The organism is Pseudomonas sp. zfem005 (genome assembly GCF_032621735.1).
Taxonomy (GTDB): domain Bacteria; phylum Pseudomonadota; class Gammaproteobacteria; order Pseudomonadales; family Pseudomonadaceae; genus Metapseudomonas; species Metapseudomonas solani.
This window is the reverse complement of record NZ_JAVYJE010000012.1, coordinates 181622-199876: the sequence shown is the minus strand read 5'-3', so window position 1 is coordinate 199876 and position 18255 is coordinate 181622. Positions and strand designations below refer to the sequence as shown.

Below are 18255 nucleotides of genomic sequence, written 5' to 3'. Positions count from 1 at the left end.
AACGACAGTATTCAGGTCAAAAAATTCGCGACAAAAAATCGTCACTCATTCTCCGTGTCGTACTACTCCATCAGAACATCCCCGCCCCTTTGGCTCTGAAACTGGTTTGACCACCCAAGCCGTTCGCCGAAAAGGCCCTGCAGGCCTCAATAAACGCGGCTGACAGGGAAAGAAGATGTGCTCGATTCGGAGGAGTGCATAAGATTTTTTCGGCATAAACCATGTGAAAAAAATTTCTTAGGTTCTCCAAAAGATGTTCTTAGCTCTGATGTTACAAGCCTGAAACGGTTGAACAGGCGATTTCGCCAAAAAAATGGCGATCCGTAAAAAGAGCATCGAACAAGGAGACACCCTCTCATGCGAGCAATGACCCCACTCTGGAGCAGCATGCTGTTGGCACTCGCCAGCGCCCAGGTCCAGGCGATGAACCTCACCGAGGCCATCCAGAGCACTCTCGACAACCACCCGGAGATCCGGGCAGCAGCCAACGCACGGCTCGTCGCCGACGAGGAGAAGAAGGTCGCCAAGGGCGGCTATCTACCGACCGTCGATCTGATAGCCGGCGTGGGCCGTGAAAACACCGATAGTCCGAGCACGCGCGCGCTGGGCGATCACAACACGGAGACGATGAACTACCGCAACGCCGAGTTGCGCCTGCGGCAAATGCTCTTCGACGGCTTCAACACCCCTAACGAGGTGGGCCGTACCGAGGCGGTGATCAACTCCCGCGCCTACTACACCCTGGGCACATCCGAGAGCCTGGCGCTGCGCACCATCGAGGTGTACCTCGAAGTGCTCAAGCGTCGTGAAATGGTGGCCCTGGCCCGCAACAACCTGCAGTCGCACCAGCGCGTGGGCGACCAGATCAACCTGCGCAGCCAGCGCGGCGTCGGCAGCATGGCCGACTCCGACCAGTCCGCCGCCCGTCTGGCCCTGGCCGAGAACAACCTCTACACCGAGGAAGTGAACCTGGCCGACGCCGAGGCCAACTTCCTGAGCGCTGTCGGTCGTCCGGCCGACGAGCTGGAAACCCCGGCGACCATCCGCGGCGAAATGCCGGCGGACCTGCTCGCCGCCCGCCAGACCATGATGGACAACAACCCCTTCCTGAAATCGGCCCAGGCCGACGTGCAGGCGGCGGAGAAGCAATACGAGTCGGCCAAGTCGCCGTTCTACCCGCGCTTCGACGCCGAGCTGGCCACCACCGCCGACGACAACGTGCAAGGCGATGAAGGCCACTACAACACCTGGCGAGCCGCCGTGGTGATGAACTACAACCTGTTCAACGGCATGCGCGACAAGGCCCGCCTGCAAGCGGCGGCGCACTCGATCAACCAGTCCATGGACATCCGCAACAACGCCCTGCGGGTGCTCAACGAGAACCTCTCGCTGGCCTGGAACGCCATGGAAAACGCCCGCCAGCAAACCCCCAAGGCGCGTGACTATGCCGACTACACCCAGCGCGTGCGCGAGGCGTACCAGCAGCAGTTCGGCCTCGGCCAACGCACCCTGCTCGACCTGCTCGACAGTGACAACGAACTCTTCACCGCCAACCGGCGCTACGTCGAGGTGCGCTACACCGAAGAGTTCGCCATGTTCCGCGTGATCTCCGCCATGGGCGATCTGCTGCGCCGGCAGAACGTCGTCGTCCCGGCTGAGGCCATCGCCGCTTCTGAAGTGAAGAGCGAAGCCCGTCTGCCGGAAATGAAGTAACCGCGGTTCGGGAGTAGCAGTAGATGACCACCATGGAAATGGCGGGTGCCACCGTCGACCCTCGGCAGAGCCACGACGACCCGTTGCTGGACGGCTTGCTGATCCTGTGCAGGCTGCATGAGTGCCCCGCCAGCCGGGGCAGCCTCACCGCCGGCCTGCCGCTGGCGAACCAGCGACTGACACCCGACCTGCTGGCCCGTGCCGCTGCACGGGTCGGCCTGCAAGGGCGCCTGTTGCGCCGGGAGCTGGGGGCCATCTCACCGCTCAACCTGCCGGTGCTGCTGCTGTTGAAAGACGGCCGCAGCGCGGTGCTCAACCAGTGGGGCAAGGACGGCCGCGCGCTGATCCTGCCCTGCGAGTCCGACGGTGGCCAGCAGTGGATCGACCCCGAGCTGCTGGCCGCCGCGTACAGCGGCGAAGCCCTCTTCGCCCGCCCCCGCCATGAACTGGAAGAGACCCGCGCGCCCCTGGTGCCCCGGGTCAAATCCTGGTTCCGCGACACCTTGCGGCTGTCGCGCTGGCTCTACACCGATGCGGTACTGGCCAGCCTGCTGATCAACCTGCTGGGCATGCTGGTACCGCTGTTCGTCATGCAGACCTACGACCGCGTGGTGCCCAACCAGGCCACCTCCACCCTCTGGGTGCTGACCATCGGCCTGCTCATCGGCACCGGCTTCGACCTGCTGCTGCGGGTGCTGCGCGCGCACCTGCTGGACACCGCCGGCAAGAAGACCGACGTGGTGCTCTCGGCCACGCTGTTCGAGCGCATCACCGGCATGTCGATGAAGGCGCGGCCCACCACCATCGGCGGCTTCGCCCAGAGCATCCACGACTTCCAGGGCCTGCGGGAATTCCTCACCGCGGTGACCCTGACCAGCCTCATCGACCTGCCCTTCTCCATCCTCATGCTGCTGGTGATCGGCCTGCTCGGCGGCTGGCTGGTGGTGATCCCGGTGTTCGCCTTCCCCCTTACCGCGATCTTCGCCTGGATCATCCAGACCCGCCTGCGCGACACCGTGCAGCGCAGCCTGGCCCTGGGCGCGGAACGCCAGGCACTGCTGATCGAAACCCTCTCGGGCCTGGAAACCCTCAAGGCCTGCAGCGCCGAGAGCGAGCGCCAGCACCGCTGGGAACGTACCCACGGCGCCCTCACCCGCCTGGACAGCCACGCGCGCTTCCTCTCCGCCGTGGTCACCAACGGCACCATGTTTCTGCAGCAGTTCGCCGGCCTGGCGATGATCATCGCCGGGGTCTACAGCATCATCGCCGGCAACCTCAGCGTCGGCGCCCTGGTGGCCAGCTACATGCTCAACAGCCGGGTGCTGGCGCCGCTGGGGCAGATCGCCGGGCTGATCACCCGCTACCAGCAGGCGCAGCTGACCATGAAGAGCACCGACTCGCTCATGGGCCTGCCGCAGGAACGGGAGAACAAGCAGCAACCGCTGGAGCGCACCCACATCAAGGGCGCCATCGACGTGCGCGGGGTGAGCTTCAGCTACCCCGACCAGGCCGCGCCCGCGCTGGCCAACGTCAGCCTGCGGCTGAACGCCGGCGAGCGGGTCGGCATCATCGGCCGCAGCGGCTCGGGCAAGAGCACCCTGGCGCGCCTGGTGATGAACTTCTACAGCCCCGAGCAGGGCCAGCTGCTGCTGGACGGCATCGACCTGCGCCAACTGGACGTCGCCGACCTGCGCCACCAGATCGGCTTCGTCACCCACGACATGCCGCTGATCTCCGGCAGCCTGCGCGACAACCTGACCCTCGGCGCGCGCTACGTGAACGACGCGCGGATGCTGGAAGTGGCCGAGCTGACCGGCGTCACCGAACTGGCCCGCCAGCACCCGCAAGGCTTCGACCGCCCGGTGGGCGAGCGTGGCCAGCTGCTCTCCGGCGGCCAGCGCCAGGCGGTGCTGCTGGCCCGCGCGCTGTTGCTGGACCCACCCATCCTGCTGCTGGACGAACCCACCAGCGCCATGGACAACACCAGCGAAGACATCTTGCGCAACCGCCTGCATGGCTGGGCCCAGGGCAAGACCGTGCTGCTCATCACCCACCGCGCCTCCATGCTCAGCCTGGTGGAACGCCTGGTGGTGCTCGATGGCGGCCACATAGTCGCCGACGGTCCGAAGGACGCGGTGATCGAAGCCTTGCGCAAGGGCCGCGTCGGCCCGGCGGCCGTCTAGGAGCGGATCATGGAAAACACCCGTTCGGTCCGCGACTACTTCGGCGGCATGGGCAGCAAGCCCGACACCGAGTTCATGCCCGAGGTGGACGGCGCGGCACTGGAGGACTCCCCCACCGGCACCCGCATCACCGTCTGGGTGGCCTGCACGCTGCTGATCGTCGCCCTGGTCTGGGCCAAATTCGCCGTGCTGGAGGAGGTCACCACCGGTGAAGGCAAGGCCATCCCCTCCAGCAAGATCCAGGTGATCCAGAACCTGGAAGGCGGCATCGTCTCGGAAATCTTCGTGCGCGAAGGCCAGGTGGTTAGCAAGGGCGATGTGCTGCTGCGCCTCGACGACACCCGTTTCCTCTCCAACAAGGGCGAGACCGAAGCCGACCGCCTGGCACTCATGGCCCGCGTGCAGCGGCTCTCCGCCGAAGCCGAGGACCGCCCCTTCACGGTGCCGGCGGACATCGCCAAGGCCTCGCCGCAACTGGCCGAGGACGAGCTGGCGCTGTACCGCAAGCGCCTGCAGCGCCTGGACAGCGAGCAGCACATCCTCCAGGAACAGCTGCGCCAGAAGCAGCAGGAACTGGCCGAATTCCGCTCCAAGTCGCAGCAGTACGCCTCCAGCCTGGGGCTGCTGCAGCAGGAACTGAACATGTCCCAGCCGCTGGTGGGCACCGGCGCCATCTCCGAGGTGGAAATCCTGCGCCTGCGCCGCAGCGCGGTGGAAATGCGCGGCGAGCTCAACGGCACCAACCTGGCCATCCCCCGGGCCGAGGCGGCGGTGAAGGAAATCGAGCGGAAGATGGAAGAAAGCAAGCTGTCGTTCCAGTCCGATGCCTTCAAGGAGCTCAACGAAGCCCGCACCGAGCTGCAGAAGATCACCTCCACCGGCAAGGCCATCGACGACCGCGTCACCCGCACCACCGTGGTCTCCCCGGTCAACGGCGTGATCAAGCAGCTGAAGGTCAACACCATCGGCGGCGTGGTGCAGCCCGGCAACGACATGGTGGAAGTGGTACCCCTGGAGGACAACCTGCTGATCGAGGCGCGCATCCGCCCGCAGGACGTGGCCTTCCTCCACCCGGGGCAGAAGGCGATGGTCAAGTTCAGCGCCTATGACTACACCATCTACGGCGGCCTCAAGGCCAAGCTGGAACTGATCGGTGCCGACACCATCACCGACGACAAGGGCAACAGCTTCTACCTGATCCAGGTGCGCACCGACAAAAGCCACCTGGGCAAGGACGACCACCCGCTGCTGATCATCCCCGGGATGATCGCCACGGTGGACATCATCACCGGCGAGAAGAGCGTGCTCGACTACCTGCTCAAGCCGGTGCTCAAGGCCCGCTCGGAAGCCATGCGCGAGCGTTGATCCGCCTCACTCGCCGCGCCGCAGGGCGCGGCTCACCTCCAGCTGCCGGGAATAGGCCGGCGCTTCCACCGCATTGAAATCGCGGCTGTAGCGCTGGGCGAAACCGGCGCTGCCCCAGTCCCGGTACTGCTGCACGTGGAACAGCTCGTGGGCCCACAGCGCCACGTCGTGCAAGGCCGCGTCCTCGGTGCGGAAGACGATGATGTCCACCAGGGTCACCGCCTTGATATCGGGGTTCTGCAGCATGGTGCGCGCGGCGTTCATCTCGTCGCTGTCGCCCACCTTGTAGCGCACCGCATCCAGCAGCTCGGCCGGGTACCAGGGCAGCAGGCGCTGGCGTATCTCCGCCGGGATCGGCAAGGTGCCCTGCCGCGCCGCCGACTCCCGCGAACGCAGCAGCCAGCCCTCCAGCGCCGACGCCGCCACCGCGCCGGCCTGCTCCTGATAAGGCGCCAGCACGCCATTGGGGTCGGGCACGCAGATGCAACCGCCGAGGCACACCTCGGTCTCCCCCTCCGCACAGGCGAACGCCAGGTGCGGGGCAGCGGTTACGAACAGGGCCAGCAACAGGGAAACGGGCAAGGCGCGGGGCATGGAGGGTTCTCGAAAGACAAGGCGGCGATGGTGGTGGATAGGCGCTATTCAGACAATGGCAAACGGCGTTATTCGTCACCGCAGGCGCAGTATTTGGGGCGACCTGTTGGGGCCGACCTGTAAGGGCGACTTCAGTCGCCAAGCGGCGCGCAGCGCCGCCCCATCGTAGGAATCATTTGAACGTGGGAAAGCACGTCCTTAGGGCGTGGTCATGAGTCATCGGCTCTGCCTGTGACGATTTGAATTGAGAACCCAGCAGGATGAACGCATGCCGTAGGGTGTGCCGTGCGCACCGCCGCAAGGTGCTGCATGTGACGCCCAGGTGCGCGCAGCACACCCTACGTCCGAAGTGAGTGGCGGCTGCATGTTCCGAGGTCTGATTGCGCCCCCTTCTAGGAGCCAAAAGCAAAGCCACGTTCTAAGAACATGGATGTTTACTCGCGATCGGCCGCGGCTCAATGCCCTTCGCGGTTGAAACCGCTCCCACACCCAGGCCACATCTACTGTCCGTCCTGCCGGGTTTCACCCGACCTACATCCCTGCGCCATACCACCCACGCCACCGGCCGTTGACGGCTCATTCGATTCCGGTAGGCTCTGCGCTTTCTTCAAGAGGAGTCCTGCCATGCCCCGCGCAACCGCCCGCCACATCCTGGTTTCCAGCGAAGCCAAGTGCAACGAACTGAAAGCCGCCATCGAAGGGGGCGCCGACTTCGCCCAGGTCGCCAAGGACAACTCCACCTGCCCGTCCAGCCGTGACGGCGGCAACCTCGGTTCCTTCGGCCCCGGCCAGATGGTTCGCGAGTTCGACACCGTGGTCTTCAGCGCCCCGGTCAACGTCGTGCAAGGCCCGGTGAAGACCCAGTTCGGCTACCACCTGGTGGAAGTCACCAGCCGCCAGGATTGATTCCCGGCCAGGGCGTCGTCATCGCGGCGCCCTTCCCTTCCCTTCCCTTCCCTTCCCTTCCCTTCCCTTCCCTTCCCTTCCCTTCCCTTCCCCGTTACGCCTCCGCTACACCCCACTTCACGGCCACATGGCAGGATTGCCCCCGACCAGGTCGCGAACCTGCGGCAATTTCCCCTAATAGCCTCCTGGCCGGAACCACTGCTAGGCTTGCCCCTCGATGAAAGGAGGCAGGATGAGCGACCCGAACGAGACGACGCCCAGCGTCTTCCCCTACCTGGAGCTGCTGCACCAGCACGCCGGCTCGGACATGTTCTTCAGCGTCGGCGCACCGCCGCACATCAAGATCGAGGGCCACGCGCGCCCCGTGGGCGAGCGTGTGCTGCAGGCCGGCGAAGTGCGCCAACTGGCCGCGCAGCTGATCACCCCGCGCCAGCAGGAAGAATTCGACCGCGAGCTGGAACTCAACCTGGCCATCAGCCTGCCGGGCAGCGGCCGCTTCCGCCTCAACCTCTATCTGCAGCGCGGTGAGGTCTCGATGGTGGTGCGCCTGATCAAGACCACCATCCCCAGCCTGGAAAGCCTCGGCCTGCCGCCACTGCTGGAGAAGCTCGCCCTGCAGGATCGCGGCCTGATCCTGGTGGTGGGCGCCGCCGGCTCCGGCAAGTCCACCACGCTGGCGGCAATGCTCGACCACCGCAACGCCCAACGCAGCGGCCATATCGTCTGCATCGAAGATCCCATCGAATTCCTCCACAGCCACCGCCGCTCGATCATCGACCAGCGCGAGGTGGGCCTGGACACCCACAGCTTCTCCGCCGCCCTGCGCAACGTGCTGCGCGAGGCGCCGGACGTGATCATGCTCGGCGAGGTGCGCGACGCCGAAACCATGCAGCACGCCCTGCACTACGCCGAGACCGGTCACCTGTGCGTGGCCACCCTGCACGGCACCAGCGCCCGCCACGCGGTGGAACGCATCACCCGCTTCTTCCCCGACGAGGCGCGGCGCCAGGTGCTCGGCGACCTCTCGCAGAACCTCCTGGCCATGGTCGGCCAGCGCCTGGTGCCGGCTATCGACCACAAGCGCGTGGCGGCCGTGGAGCTGATGCTGGGCACACCCCATGTGCGTGACCTGATCCTGCGCGACGAGCTGCACGAGCTGAAGGGCGCCATCGAGAACGCCCTGGAAAGCGGCTCCTGCAGCTTCGACCAGAGCCTGTTCAAGCTGGTGGAAGCCGGGCGCATCAGCCTCTCCGAAGCGCTGAAGTTCGCCGACTCGCGCACCGACCTGTCGCTGAAGATCAAGCTCGAACGCGGCTTCGACCCCCAGGACAGCGAGCGCAAGGTGCTGCGCGACCATTGATGGCCGCGCTTTACTACACTCAGCTCATCCGTTGACCCGCCCGGTCTCCGCCCAAAGCCCCCATATGGAGACTTTGAAATCGCCATCCGTCGACGCCTTCCAGCCGTGGCCGCCCTGCTGCTCCTGTTCCAATCCGGCTTCGGCGGCGCTGAGCCATCCCTGCCGTCGCTCCGGGTCAGCTTCATCGACGACTCCACGCTGTTCCAGAAGAACGACGGCAGTCGCGAAGAAATCCGGCACCTGTTCGCCAGTGCAGGCCTGGAGGTGGAACTGGTAACCCTGCCGGCCAAGCGCATCCTCTGGCAGATACAGAACGAGAACCGCGCCCATTGCTCGGTTGGCTGGATACGCCCTGCGGAACGTGCGCGCTTCGCCCACTTCAGCCTGCCCATCCGCCCGCCCCTGAGCCTGGTCGTGGTCACCAGCCGCACCGCCCTGCCCCGGCTCGGCGGCTTCAAGAGCCTGCGCCAACTGATGGCGGACCCGCAGCTGCGCCTGGGCGTGTCCGAAGGCTTTTCCTATGGCGAGGAACTGGACCGACGGATCGCCGGCATGGGCAAGGCCGTGGTGCCCAGCAACCAGCCGCCTATCGACCAACTGCGCCTGCTGGCCTCCAACCGCTTCGACTACACCCTCACCGACCCCTACGACTTCCGCTGGGCCGCAGGCCAGCCCGGCTACGCCCTGCAGGAACTCGTCCGACTGGAATTCCCCGACATGCCCCCGGGTCGCCCGCGCCACCTGATGTGCAGCCATGCGGTGAGCGCCGACACACTGGAGCGGATCGACCAGGCCATACAACGCATCGGCAAAGGCGCCGCCCCCTGAAACAGCCCCTTGCCAAGCACGGCGCTTCCTGCGAAAACGCGGCACCCCAACGGCGAGCGAGCAGCCATGAGCGACGAACTGAAGATCGAGGACATCCATCCGGGCGACGGCAAGGCCGTGGTCAAGGGTGCACTGATCACCACCCACTACAACGGCTGGCTGGAGGACGGCACCCTGTTCGACTCCTCCATCGAGAAAGGCCGCCCCTTCCAATGCGTCATCGGCACCGGCCGGGTGATCAAGGGCTGGGACCAGGGCCTGATGGGCATGCAGGTGGGCGGTAAACGCAAGCTGCAGGTCCCCGCGCACCTGGCCTACGGCGAACGCCAGGTGGGCAGGATCCCGCCGAACTCGAACCTGCTGTTCGAGATCGAGCTACTGGAAGTGCTGACCCGGGACGATTGACCCCACCCTCACGAGACCACGCCATGCCCCCCGCCCCCTACCTTGCCGAGGCCGAAGCCCTTTTCGCCCCCTACCTGCAACGCTGGCGGCTGACGCCGGACGGCGACGCGCTGCTCACCCCCAGCGGCGCGCTGCTGCCGGTGCGCCAGGATGGGCAGGCCGCGATGCTCAAGGTCAGCCAGAACGAGGACGAACGCCTCGGCGCCCAGGTGATGCGGGCCTGGAAGGGTGCAGGCTCGGCGAGGGTGCTGGAGTTCGACGGCGATGGCCTGCTGCTGGAGCGCGGCGGCTGCTGCACGGCGACCTGCACCACGGCAACCTCCTCGACTTCGGCCCGCGCGGCTGGCTGGCCATCGACCCCAAGGGCCTGGTGGGCGACCGCGCGCTGGACTATGCAGTGATCTTCGCCAACCCCGACCTCTGCGACCCCAGCCGCCCGGTGGGCACCGACCCGGCCCGCTTCCAGCGGCGCCTGGCCATCGTCTGCCGCGAATCCGGCCTGGAACGCCAGCGCCTGCTGCAATGGCTGGTGGCCTGGTGCGGCCTCTCCGCCGCCTGGTTCCTCGACGACAATGACCCAGATGCCGATATCGACCTGGCGGTGGGAGCGTTGGCGATGGAGGCGCTGGCGACGCAGTAGCGTTTCTGTGCCGGAGATGGGCAGCCCTACGGGCTGCTTGGCGACTGAAGTCGCCCCTACAGGGACGGTGCATCCGGCGTGTTCGGTGCATCGAGGGCTGTAGGAGCGAATTCATTCGCGAAAAGTGCACCGCGGCCCAGGCGTCGGTCCAGCGCCATCACCCGCTCCGCCTGGTGGATGAGAAGAGCGTCATCCACCCTACACCCCGGCATGCACCGTGCGCTGTAGCACGGTGCTTCAGGCGAGCCCCTGCGTCGGAGATGAGCAGCCCTGCGGCTGCTTGGCGACTGAAGTCGCCCCTACAGGGACGGTGCATCCGGTGTGCATCGAGGGCTGTAGGAGCGAATTCATTCGCGAAAGGCGCAGCGCGGCCCGGGCTTCGGTCCAGCGCCATCACCCGCTCCGCCTGGTGGATGAAAAGAGCGTCATCCACGCACCGGCACGCTTCGCCAACCTACGGTTTCGGCCGCTCGTACGAACCCAAGTCGCAGCGGGCGACGCCGTCGCCATCGCCGTCACGGGGGCGCTTGGAGCCGCGCTGGTCGTGGGCGGTGCAGCTGCCGATGCCGGCGTCCACCGCCGGGCTGCGCGGGCGCAGGGCGTGGGTCTGGGTCAGGCCGTTGTTGTCCGCCAGGGGGTAGAGCACCTTGGTGAAGACGTCGGTCTGTTCCACGTACAGGTCGCCGGTGCAGTTGCCGGGCCCGGTTCCCAGCAACAGGCCGATGGCCCTGTATTGCGCCTGGGCGCCCTGGTTGTCGCAGTTCATCGGCGTTTCCATGCCCTCGTCGAGGTTGCCGGCGATGATGCTGTTGCGCAGGGTCACCGAGCCTGTGTTGATCAACCCGTAGCCACCGCTGTTGTTGGCGATGGTGACGTTGACCAGCAGCGCTTCCGGTGTGGCGCTGATCCAGGGCTGGCCGTTGTTCAGGGTGGCCTGGGCCCGGTAGTACTGGGTGTTGCCGCTGAGGGTCGAGTTGGCGAGGGTCAGCTTGCCGTCGTTGCCGATGGCCGAGCCGAAACTGGACCCGTTGCCGCTGAAGGTGGTCCGCGCCACGTCGGCCGTGCCACGGTTGTAGAGGCCGCCGCCGTAGCCGGCGTCATCGTCGTCGCTGGCGGAGTTGCCCTGCACGCTGCTGTCGCGCAGCAGCAGCTCGCCGGTGTTGTAGATGCCGCCACCCAGGCCGAAGTGGCCCTCTCCGGCCCCGGCGCGGTTGTTGGCGATGACCGAGCGGTGCACGGCCAGGCGCCCGTCGTTGGCGATGCCGCCGCCATTGCCGGGGCTGAAGGCACCGGTGGAGCTGTTGCGGCTCACCTCCACCTGGCGCAACACCACCTCGCCATGGTTCTCCAGGGCGCCACCGTAGGTGGAACTGTGGCCGCCGGTGAGGCGCAGGCGCTCCAGCACCACGCGGGCGCCGTCGAACACTTCCAGCAGGCGGTCGTTGGCCTGGGGGGTGCCGCTGATCACGGTGGCGGCCGGGCCCTGGCCGATGATTTCCAGGGCGTCATGGATGTCGAGGTCGCCATTGAGGTTGTCGTCTTCGTCGACGACGTCGCCCTCCTCGTCGCGGCCGGCCGGCAGGCTCAGGCGGTAGGTCTGCGCCTGCAGGACGATGCGGTCCGGGCCCGGTGCGGCGTTGGCGGCGGAGATGGCGTCGCGCAGCGAGCAGTGGGCATCGCAGACGCCGTCATAGCTGTCTTCGGTCTGGTTGACGATGAAGTCGGCGGCGTGGGCAGCCTGGCTGCCCAGTACCAGGGCGACGAGGGTGGCGGTGGCGAGGGGGGAGATGAGCGGCTTGTGCATGAGCTGTCCTGCGTGTCGAGGACAGGGCGTCCACGGGACGCACGGCGGCCCTGCCCTGTCGATTCCTTGGGGCGCGGACACGACGCGGCTTCCGCTCCAGCCGCGCAACGCCTCGTTACGCGGCTAGTGATGGACCGGGCGTTTTCGACCTTGGTTCCGATGGATTTCGCCCACTGGTCGCTCCGGGTCCTTGAGGAAGGGATCGGGCTCCGGGTCACGGGCGCTGCCACCGTCGGGCAGGGGTTCGGGTGGGCGGCGGGCCGGACGACGGCCGGCTTCGATGGGCGTGGGGTTCATGGCGCTCTCCTCGGGCTCACAGAGGGTGGAGTCCACCGCTGCGCCCGGGGTTCAACCACGCCGCTAGGCGGGCTCCTGATGCTCGCGGCAGATCAGCGCCTCGTCGCCGGCGGCCAGGGGCTCCTCGGTCAGCCCGCAGAAGGGCAGGCCGTCCACCGTGCGGTGGAAGCGGCAGGTGCGGCACAGGCCGAACGAGGGCACGTCGACGCTGCGCTGCACATTACGCAGCAGGTCACCCAGCAGTGCTTCCAGATCCCCGGTGGCGGGGCCCATGCGCGCCGTGGCGGCGGCGAGGAAGTCCGGCGGCAGCACCGCCTCCAGCAGCTCGCGGGCCGGCGCGGTCAGCTCCAGGTGCACGCTGCGGCGGTCCTGCTGGTCCGGCCGCTTGACCAGCAGCCCCTTGGCTTCGAGGGCCTTGAGCGACTGGGACACAGTGCCCTTGGTCAGCCCCAGGTAGTCGGTCACCGCCAGGGGCGTGTCGGAATAGCGGTTGCAGCGGGCCAGGTAGAGCAAGGCGCTGAACTGGATGGGCTGCAGCTCGGCCAGCAGCGGATGCTGGCGGAACCAGACGCGGGTGAGGCTGGAGAGGCGTTCCAGCAGGTCGAACAGCACGGCATTTCCCTCCATTGACTTCGTCGATAGATAGTATCGAATAAAAACTATATCGACAAAACCTCATTGGTCGTAGCCTCGCTCTCGAGAGGTATCGATCCGATACCAACTACCGGAGAAACGCCATGACCCAAGCTCGCTACTACCACGCTGGTTGCCCCGTCTGCGTCGAAGCCGAACGCACCCTCATCGGCCTGCTCGACCCGAAGGTGAAGGTCGAGATCGTCCACCTCGGCGATGTGCCGGCCCGTGTCGCCGAGGCGGAAAGCGTCGGCGTGAAGTCGGTCCCCGCCCTGGTGGTGGACGGCCAGGTGCTGCACCTGAACTTCGGCGCCGCCATCGCCGACCTCAAGTAACCCGCCGGCGGGTCGCGGCCGCCATCGCGACCCGCCTCACCCAGGAGCAAGCCACCATGCAGATCAAGGTATTCGACACCCACGTGCGCACCCGTGACGGACGCTACCTGCACTTCGATGTGCTCATCGACTCGGCCGAGCAACCCCGCGCCGAACGCTTCGCCCGCGACTGGCTGGGCAGCCTCGGCCTGGCCGACGCCGATATCGCCCAGAGCCAGTGCCTGTACTGCCACAGCGAGTCGGCCCCGGAGCCGGTGGCCGCGGCCATCGCGCGCGACGGCTACTTCATCATCCCGCTGCAAGGCTTCGAGGCGGCATCGTGAACGCCTACCAACCGCTGCACTGCGATCTCCACGACTACCTGGAGATCGCCTGCCTGCACGGCTACCGGCTGCGGGTGGAGCTGAGCGATGGCGAGCCCTTCGAAGCCCGCGCCCTGACCACCCGCACCGCCGCCAGCAAGGAGGAATTCCTCCGCTTCGATGACCAGCGCGAGGTGCGTCTCGACCGGCTGCTGGCGATCACCCCGCTGGACCCCGGCGCCAGTTTCGGCCGGGTGCTGCTGGCTGGTGCGGCCTGTTCGATTCCCTGATGCAAGGCCGCATCTCCCAGTAGGTCGGGTGCAGCAACCCGACAGCCTCCTCAACGCCCCAGATTGGCCGCCGCCCAGTCGCGCTGGCGGGCCAGCACCGAGGCGACGGGTTCGCCCACCAGTTCCTCGTAGACCGAGGGGGCGGTGGCGCCTTCGGTGTTGATCAGCAGCACCCGGGCGTTGGCGTCCAGGCCCAGTTCGGCGGCGCGCTCGGGTTCGGCCAGCAGGCGCAGCAGCCCGGCCAGGCCGGCGGCCCCGGATTCGCCGGCGATCACCGGGATGTCCCGTGCGCTGCCGGTGGCGAGCACGCCCATGGCGGTCACCGCGTCGGCGTCCTCGACCTTGAGGAAGGCGTCGATGCTGCCCTCCAGGAAGCGCCAGGCCAGCGGCGAGGTGGCACCGCAGGCGAGCCCGGCCATCACCGAATCCACCGAGCCCGTGGCCCGTGCCGGCGCCCCCGCGAGGGCGCTCTGGTAGAGACAGTCGGCCTGGCTCGGCTCCACCACCAGCAGGGTCGGCCGGGTGGCGCCGCAGCGCTCCCAGTAGTAGCTGGCGATGCCCGCCGCCAGGCCGCCGACGCCACCCTGCAGGATGATGTGGGTGTAGGCGTCGACGCCGGCGGTTTCGATCACTTCCTCGGCGATGATGCCGTAGCCCTGCATCACGTCGCGGGGGATCTCCTCGTAGCCCTCCCAGGAGGTGTCGGCCACCACCTGCCAGCCATAGGCGACCGCCAGGGAGGCGGCCTCTTCCACCGAATCGTCGTAGTTGCCGGTGATGCGCCGCACCTGTGCGCCGTAGGCGGCGATGGCACGCTCGCGCTCCTCGCTGACGTTGGCGTGGAGCACGATCACGCAGTCGCAGCCAATGCTGCGGGCGGCGGCGGCCAAAGCGCGGCCGTGGTTGCCGTCGGTGGCGCTGACCACGGTGAAGCCGGCCAGGCGCGAACGGTGCTCGCCGGCCAGGAGGCTGGCGGCGTCGAAGTCCTGGGCGGGGAAACGCCGCAGGATCAGGCGCACCAGGGCGATGGGTGCGCCCAGGGCCTTGAAGCTGGCCAGCGGCGAGCGCAGGGATTCGTCCTTGATGCACAACCGCGCGATGCCCAGGCGTGCGGCCAGGTCGGGCAGGCTCCACAGCGGCGTGGCGCGGGGGCTCAGTTCGGACCAGTTGGCGAGCCAGGCGCGGTCCTGGCTGGCCTGGTTGATGTTCATCAGCGCGCGCAGGTCAGTGGGGTAGCCGCCATGCACCGCGCGGCGGTTGAGCAGGAGTTCCAGGGGCGCGACCTGCTGTGGGTCCGGCAGCTCGGGGCCGGCGCTCCGGGCCGGGTGGCGCTGGGCCTGGCGGGCAGCGCCGAGGCGGTCGATCACCACGTCCAGCAGCACCTGCGCGCCGGCCAGCAATTGCCCGTCCTCGGTGAACTCGCGGGGGTTATGGCTGACACCGCCACGGCTGGGCACGAAGATCATCGCCGCCGGGGCGATGCGCGCGATCATCTGCGCGTCGTGCCCGGCGCCGGAGGTCATGCGCCGGTAGCTGAGCCCCTGGCGCTGCACGGCGGCCTCGATCGCCGAGACCAGCTGCGGGTCGAACACCACCGGTTGGGTGCGGGCCAGGAGCTGGCTGTCGATCTGCACGCCACGGTGCTCGGCGAGGGTGGTGAGGTAGCCCTGCAGGCGCCGCTCCACGCTCTGCAGGCGCTGCTCGTCGGGGTCGCGCAGGTCGACGCTGAAGCTGGCCAGCCGTGGGATGACGTTGATCAGGTTGGGCTCGAAGCGCATGCAGCCGACCGTGGCCAGGGTGGTGCCGGCCTCGTCGGCGATCAGCCGCAGCTGCTGGACGATGGTGGCGGCCACCAGCCCGGCGTCGTAGCGCAGGCGGGTCGGCGTGGTGCCGGCGTGGTTGGCGTGGCCGCGCACCGTGACCTGCTGCCAGGAAATGCCCTGGAGGTTTTCCACCACGCCGATCTCCAGGTCTTCCGCCTCCAGCACCGGGCCCTGCTCGATGTGCAGCTCCAGGTACTCGTGCACGGGGATGGCGCCGGGCTCCATGTCGCCGGCATAGCCGATGCGGCGTAGCTCGTCGCCCAGGTGGCTGCCGTCGCTGCCGGTGATGTCCAGCGCCTGCTCCACGGGCAGGCCGCCGGCGTAGACCAGGGAGCCCAGCATGTCCGGCTGGTAGCGCACGCCTTCCTCGTTGGTGAAGGCGGCCACGGTGATCGGCCGCACCGGCTCGATTCCCGCTTCGCGGAAGGCCCGCGCCACCGCCAGCCCGGCAAGCACGCCGTAGCAGCCGTCGAGGGCACCGGCGTTGGCCACGCTGTCGATGTGCGAGCCGATCATCAATGTCGGCGTCCCCGCCGCACCGCCCGGCAGGGTGCCGAAGATATTGCCGATGCGATCGATGCGCACCTCCAGCTCCAGCTCGCGCATCCAGCCCACCACCCGGTCACGGCCGGCCTTTTCCGTGTCGCTGAGGGCGATGCGGGTACGGCCGCCGCTGTCGTCCGCGCCCACCTCCCCCAGTTCGGCCAGTTGTGCCAGGAGCCGCTCGCCATCGAGGCGGGGCAAGGGGGCTTCGCGGTGTGCTGGCATGTGTGGGTGCTCCGGGTTGGGTGGGAAATACCGAGGTGGTGAAATAATATTTCCCACTCACCGCCGTTCTTTTGCGTTATCAGCCGCTCAAGTGGAATTTCATTTCACCTGCCGGCGCTTCCTGACTAAGGAATTGCAACCATGACCCTCGATGACTATGACCACCGCCTGCTCGCGGAAATCCAGCGCGATGCGACGCTGCCGCAAAGCGAGCTGGGCGAGCGGGTGAACCTCTCCGCCGCCGCGGTGAACCGACGCCTGAAGCGCTACCGCGACGAGGGCATCGTGCGTGGCCAGGTGGCGCTGGTGGAGCCGGAGCAATTGGGCCACCCGCTGACCCTGGTGGTGCAGGTGGAGGTGGAGAGTGAGCGCATCGACCTGCTGGATGCGATGAAGCGCAGCTTCGCCCGCTGCCCCCAGGTGCAGCAGTGCTACTACACCGCCGGCGAGTGGGATTTCGTGCTGATCCTGGCGGTGCGCACCATGGAGCAGTACACCGAGCTGACCCGCAGCCTGTTCTTCGAGAGCAACAACGTGCGGCGCTTCAAGACCCTGGTCTCCATGAGCAACGTCAAGGTGGGGCTGGAGATCCCCACCGGGTTCGACGCGCCTCAGGGCGCGGCGCGCTCGTAGGCGCCCAGGTCGCAGCCGGCGACGCCGTCGCCATTGCCGTCCTGGGGGCGCGGGAGCTTGCGCTGGTCGCTGGCGGTGCAGGTGCCGACCCCGGCGTCGATGGCCGGGCTGCCCGGGCGCAGCGGGTGCAGGGCCGGCGCGCCGGGTGCGGCGCTCAGCGCCTCGAGCACCTCGGTGAAGGTGCGCGCGTCGTCCAGCGGCAGGTCGGCGCTGCAGCCGTGGCCGTCGCTGCCCAGCATCAGGCCGCGCACATTGAAGTAGCTGCCCTGGTTGAGGCAGTTGCGCACGAACACCTCGCTGTCGTCGTTGATGTAGCGGTTGCCGGCCACCAGGCTGTTGCGCACCGCCATCGAGGCGAAGTTCATCAGCCCGTAGTTGCCGTTGTTGGCGACGGTGACATTGCCCAGCAACGCCTGGGCGCCCTCCCCGCCCTGGCCCTGGGGCCGGCCGTTGACCAGCACGCCGCGGCCGAAATAGGTCTGGTTGGCGCTGAGGGTGCTGTTGACCAGGCGCAGCACCCCGGTATTGAGGATGGCCGCGCCAAGCCCGCCTTCGCCCTGGCTGTTGCGCACCAGGGCGCTGCGGGCGATATCGGCATGGCCCTGGTTGTAGAGGCCACCGCCAAAACCGTTGTCGACGCCGTTGGAGCTGCTGTTGTGCTCCAGGGTCGAGTTGCGCATGCGCAGCTGGCCGGCGTTGTAGAGGCCGCCGCCACGAACTTCATCGGTGGTTTCGGAGAAGGCCTGGTTGTCGATGAGCCGCGAGGAGCGGATGTCCAGCCAGCCATAGTTGGCGATGGCGCCGCCCCAGCCATGGTCGGGGCCGGAGTCGATGGCGTAGACGTGGTTGTCGCGCAACTCGACGTGCTCCAGGGTCGTCTCGCCCTGATTGAGCAGCGCGCCGCCCCGGCTGGCGCTGCGGCCGTTGCGCAGGCTCAGTTGCTCCAGGTGCAGGCGCGCACCCTCGGTGACGCTGAACAGGCGGCCGTTGCTGCCGCCGTCGATCACGGTGCTGCCGGTGCCGGCGCCGATAAGGGTCAGCTCGCCGCTGACCACCAGGCCCTCGTCGCCCGCGGCCCGGGCCGCATTGCCGGCATCAAGGACGTAGCGCCCCTCCGCCAGCTGGATGCGGTGGCTGCCGGGTTGCGCGGCGGCATAGGCAAGGGCTTCGCGCAGCGAGCAATCGGCGTTGCAGACGCCGTCGTCGCTGTCGCCGGTCTTGCTGACGCGGATGTCTTCGGCCAGGGCCGCCGGGGAAGCGAGGCCAAGTAGCAGGGAAAGGAACGCGGTGCGGGTGGACGGATCGGTCGCCATGGAGGAGTCCTTCTTCAGGGGCTGGAATCGTGCGGAGCCGCCCTTCCCTGGGCCGATCTGGAA

At 67.6% G+C, this 18255-nt stretch carries 17 protein-coding genes and 2 pseudogenes; 12 read left to right on the top strand and 7 right to left on the bottom strand.

Annotated features, from left to right (window positions below; genetic code table 11):
- The first annotated feature begins 357 nt into the window (after nt 1-357).
- The 3 genes from RTW82_RS25865 to RTW82_RS25855 are packed head-to-tail and all read left to right on the top strand — an operon-like array spanning nt 358 to nt 5261.
- Nucleotides 358-1713, top strand: coding sequence for a TolC family outer membrane protein (locus RTW82_RS25865; protein ID WP_263403270.1), 1356 nt, complete (start codon nt 358-360; stop codon nt 1711-1713).
- Nucleotides 1714-1736: 23 nt separating this feature from the next.
- Nucleotides 1737-3896 carry a type I secretion system permease/ATPase gene (locus RTW82_RS25860; protein ID WP_316926873.1) on the top strand — a complete coding sequence of 720 codons (2160 nt, stop codon included), beginning with the start codon at nt 1737-1739 and terminating at the stop codon, nt 3894-3896.
- Between the two features lie 9 nt (nt 3897-3905).
- Nucleotides 3906-5261: an HlyD family type I secretion periplasmic adaptor subunit gene (locus RTW82_RS25855; protein WP_316926872.1), complete on the top strand. Its 1356-nt coding sequence runs from the start codon at nt 3906-3908 to the stop codon at nt 5259-5261.
- 6 nt (nt 5262-5267) lie between these two features.
- On the opposite strand, the gene RTW82_RS25850 is transcribed toward RTW82_RS25855, so the two are convergent.
- Nucleotides 5268-5855 (bottom strand): DUF4157 domain-containing protein, encoded by a 588-nt coding sequence (locus RTW82_RS25850; RefSeq protein WP_316926871.1) that lies wholly within the window; start codon nt 5853-5855, stop codon nt 5268-5270.
- 624 nt (nt 5856-6479) lie between these two features.
- Here RTW82_RS25850 and RTW82_RS25845 point away from each other — a divergent pair.
- The 5 genes and pseudogenes from RTW82_RS25845 to RTW82_RS25825 all read left to right on the top strand — a co-directional run bounded on the left by RTW82_RS25845 (nt 6480) and on the right by RTW82_RS25825 (nt 9994).
- Nucleotides 6480-6761 (top strand): peptidylprolyl isomerase, encoded by a 282-nt coding sequence (locus RTW82_RS25845; RefSeq protein ID WP_111264017.1) that lies wholly within the window; start codon nt 6480-6482, stop codon nt 6759-6761.
- Nucleotides 6762-6993: 232 nt separating this feature from the next.
- Nucleotides 6994-8121 (top strand): PilT/PilU family type 4a pilus ATPase, encoded by a 1128-nt coding sequence (locus RTW82_RS25840; protein ID WP_316926870.1) that lies wholly within the window; start codon nt 6994-6996, stop codon nt 8119-8121.
- Nucleotides 8122-8226: 105 nt separating this feature from the next.
- Complete coding sequence (locus tag RTW82_RS25835) at nt 8227-8949, top strand: hypothetical protein (protein ID WP_316926869.1); 723 nt, start codon at nt 8227-8229, stop codon at nt 8947-8949.
- A gap of 66 nt (nt 8950-9015) precedes the next feature.
- Nucleotides 9016-9354: an FKBP-type peptidyl-prolyl cis-trans isomerase gene (locus tag RTW82_RS25830; RefSeq protein WP_111264020.1), complete on the top strand. Its 339-nt coding sequence runs from the start codon at nt 9016-9018 to the stop codon at nt 9352-9354.
- A gap of 23 nt (nt 9355-9377) precedes the next feature.
- A pseudogene (locus RTW82_RS25825) lies at nt 9378-9994 on the top strand (aminoglycoside phosphotransferase family protein).
- 454 nt (nt 9995-10448) lie between these two features.
- On the opposite strand, the gene RTW82_RS25820 reads toward RTW82_RS25825, so the two are convergent.
- The 3 genes from RTW82_RS25820 to RTW82_RS25810 form a co-directional block, all read right to left on the bottom strand.
- A complete protein-coding gene (locus RTW82_RS25820) occupies nt 10449-11798 on the bottom strand; it encodes a CSLREA domain-containing protein (RefSeq protein ID WP_316926868.1) in 1350 nt (449 codons plus the stop codon).
- Nucleotides 11799-11921: 123 nt separating this feature from the next.
- On the bottom strand, nt 11922-12095 hold the full coding sequence (locus RTW82_RS25815; RefSeq protein ID WP_236234929.1) for a hypothetical protein: 174 nt from the start codon (nt 12093-12095) through the stop codon (nt 11922-11924).
- A 63-nt stretch (nt 12096-12158) separates the two neighbouring features.
- Nucleotides 12159-12722: a MarR family winged helix-turn-helix transcriptional regulator gene (locus RTW82_RS25810; RefSeq protein WP_316926867.1), complete on the bottom strand. Its 564-nt coding sequence runs from the start codon at nt 12720-12722 to the stop codon at nt 12159-12161.
- A gap of 110 nt (nt 12723-12832) precedes the next feature.
- Here RTW82_RS25810 and RTW82_RS25805 point away from each other — a divergent pair, with 110 nt between their 5' ends.
- Genes RTW82_RS25805 through RTW82_RS25795 form a run of 3 tightly spaced genes read left to right on the top strand, consistent with a single transcriptional unit; the run spans nt 12833 to nt 13655 of the window.
- Nucleotides 12833-13063: a glutaredoxin domain-containing protein gene (locus tag RTW82_RS25805; RefSeq protein ID WP_271660380.1), complete on the top strand. Its 231-nt coding sequence runs from the start codon at nt 12833-12835 to the stop codon at nt 13061-13063.
- Between the two features lie 56 nt (nt 13064-13119).
- Nucleotides 13120-13386, top strand: coding sequence for a DUF2024 family protein (locus RTW82_RS25800; RefSeq protein WP_043245903.1), 267 nt, complete (start codon nt 13120-13122; stop codon nt 13384-13386).
- Complete coding sequence (locus tag RTW82_RS25795; RefSeq protein ID WP_021216896.1) at nt 13383-13655, top strand: Rho-binding antiterminator; 273 nt, start codon at nt 13383-13385, stop codon at nt 13653-13655. The genes RTW82_RS25800 and RTW82_RS25795 overlap by 4 nt, the downstream gene beginning before the upstream one ends.
- 50 nt (nt 13656-13705) lie before the next feature.
- On the opposite strand, the gene RTW82_RS25790 is transcribed toward RTW82_RS25795, so the two are convergent.
- Both RTW82_RS25790 and RTW82_RS25785 read right to left on the bottom strand, forming a co-directional pair.
- Nucleotides 13706-14929: a diaminopropionate ammonia-lyase gene (locus RTW82_RS25790; protein WP_410478852.1), complete on the bottom strand. Its 1224-nt coding sequence runs from the start codon at nt 14927-14929 to the stop codon at nt 13706-13708.
- A 66-nt stretch (nt 14930-14995) separates the two neighbouring features.
- Nucleotides 14996-16246 (bottom strand): annotated as a pseudogene (locus RTW82_RS25785) (Zn-dependent hydrolase); the annotation flags it as partial.
- 141 nt (nt 16247-16387) lie between these two features.
- Here RTW82_RS25785 and RTW82_RS25780 point away from each other — a divergent pair.
- A complete protein-coding gene (locus RTW82_RS25780) occupies nt 16388-16879 on the top strand; it encodes an Lrp/AsnC family transcriptional regulator (protein ID WP_271660377.1) in 492 nt (163 codons plus the stop codon).
- On the opposite strand, the gene RTW82_RS25775 is transcribed toward RTW82_RS25780, so the two are convergent.
- Nucleotides 16858-18192 (bottom strand): CSLREA domain-containing protein, encoded by a 1335-nt coding sequence (locus tag RTW82_RS25775; protein ID WP_316926866.1) that lies wholly within the window; start codon nt 18190-18192, stop codon nt 16858-16860. The two genes, RTW82_RS25780 and RTW82_RS25775, sit on opposite strands and share 22 nt — an antisense overlap.
- Nucleotides 18193-18255 lie beyond the last annotated feature (63 nt).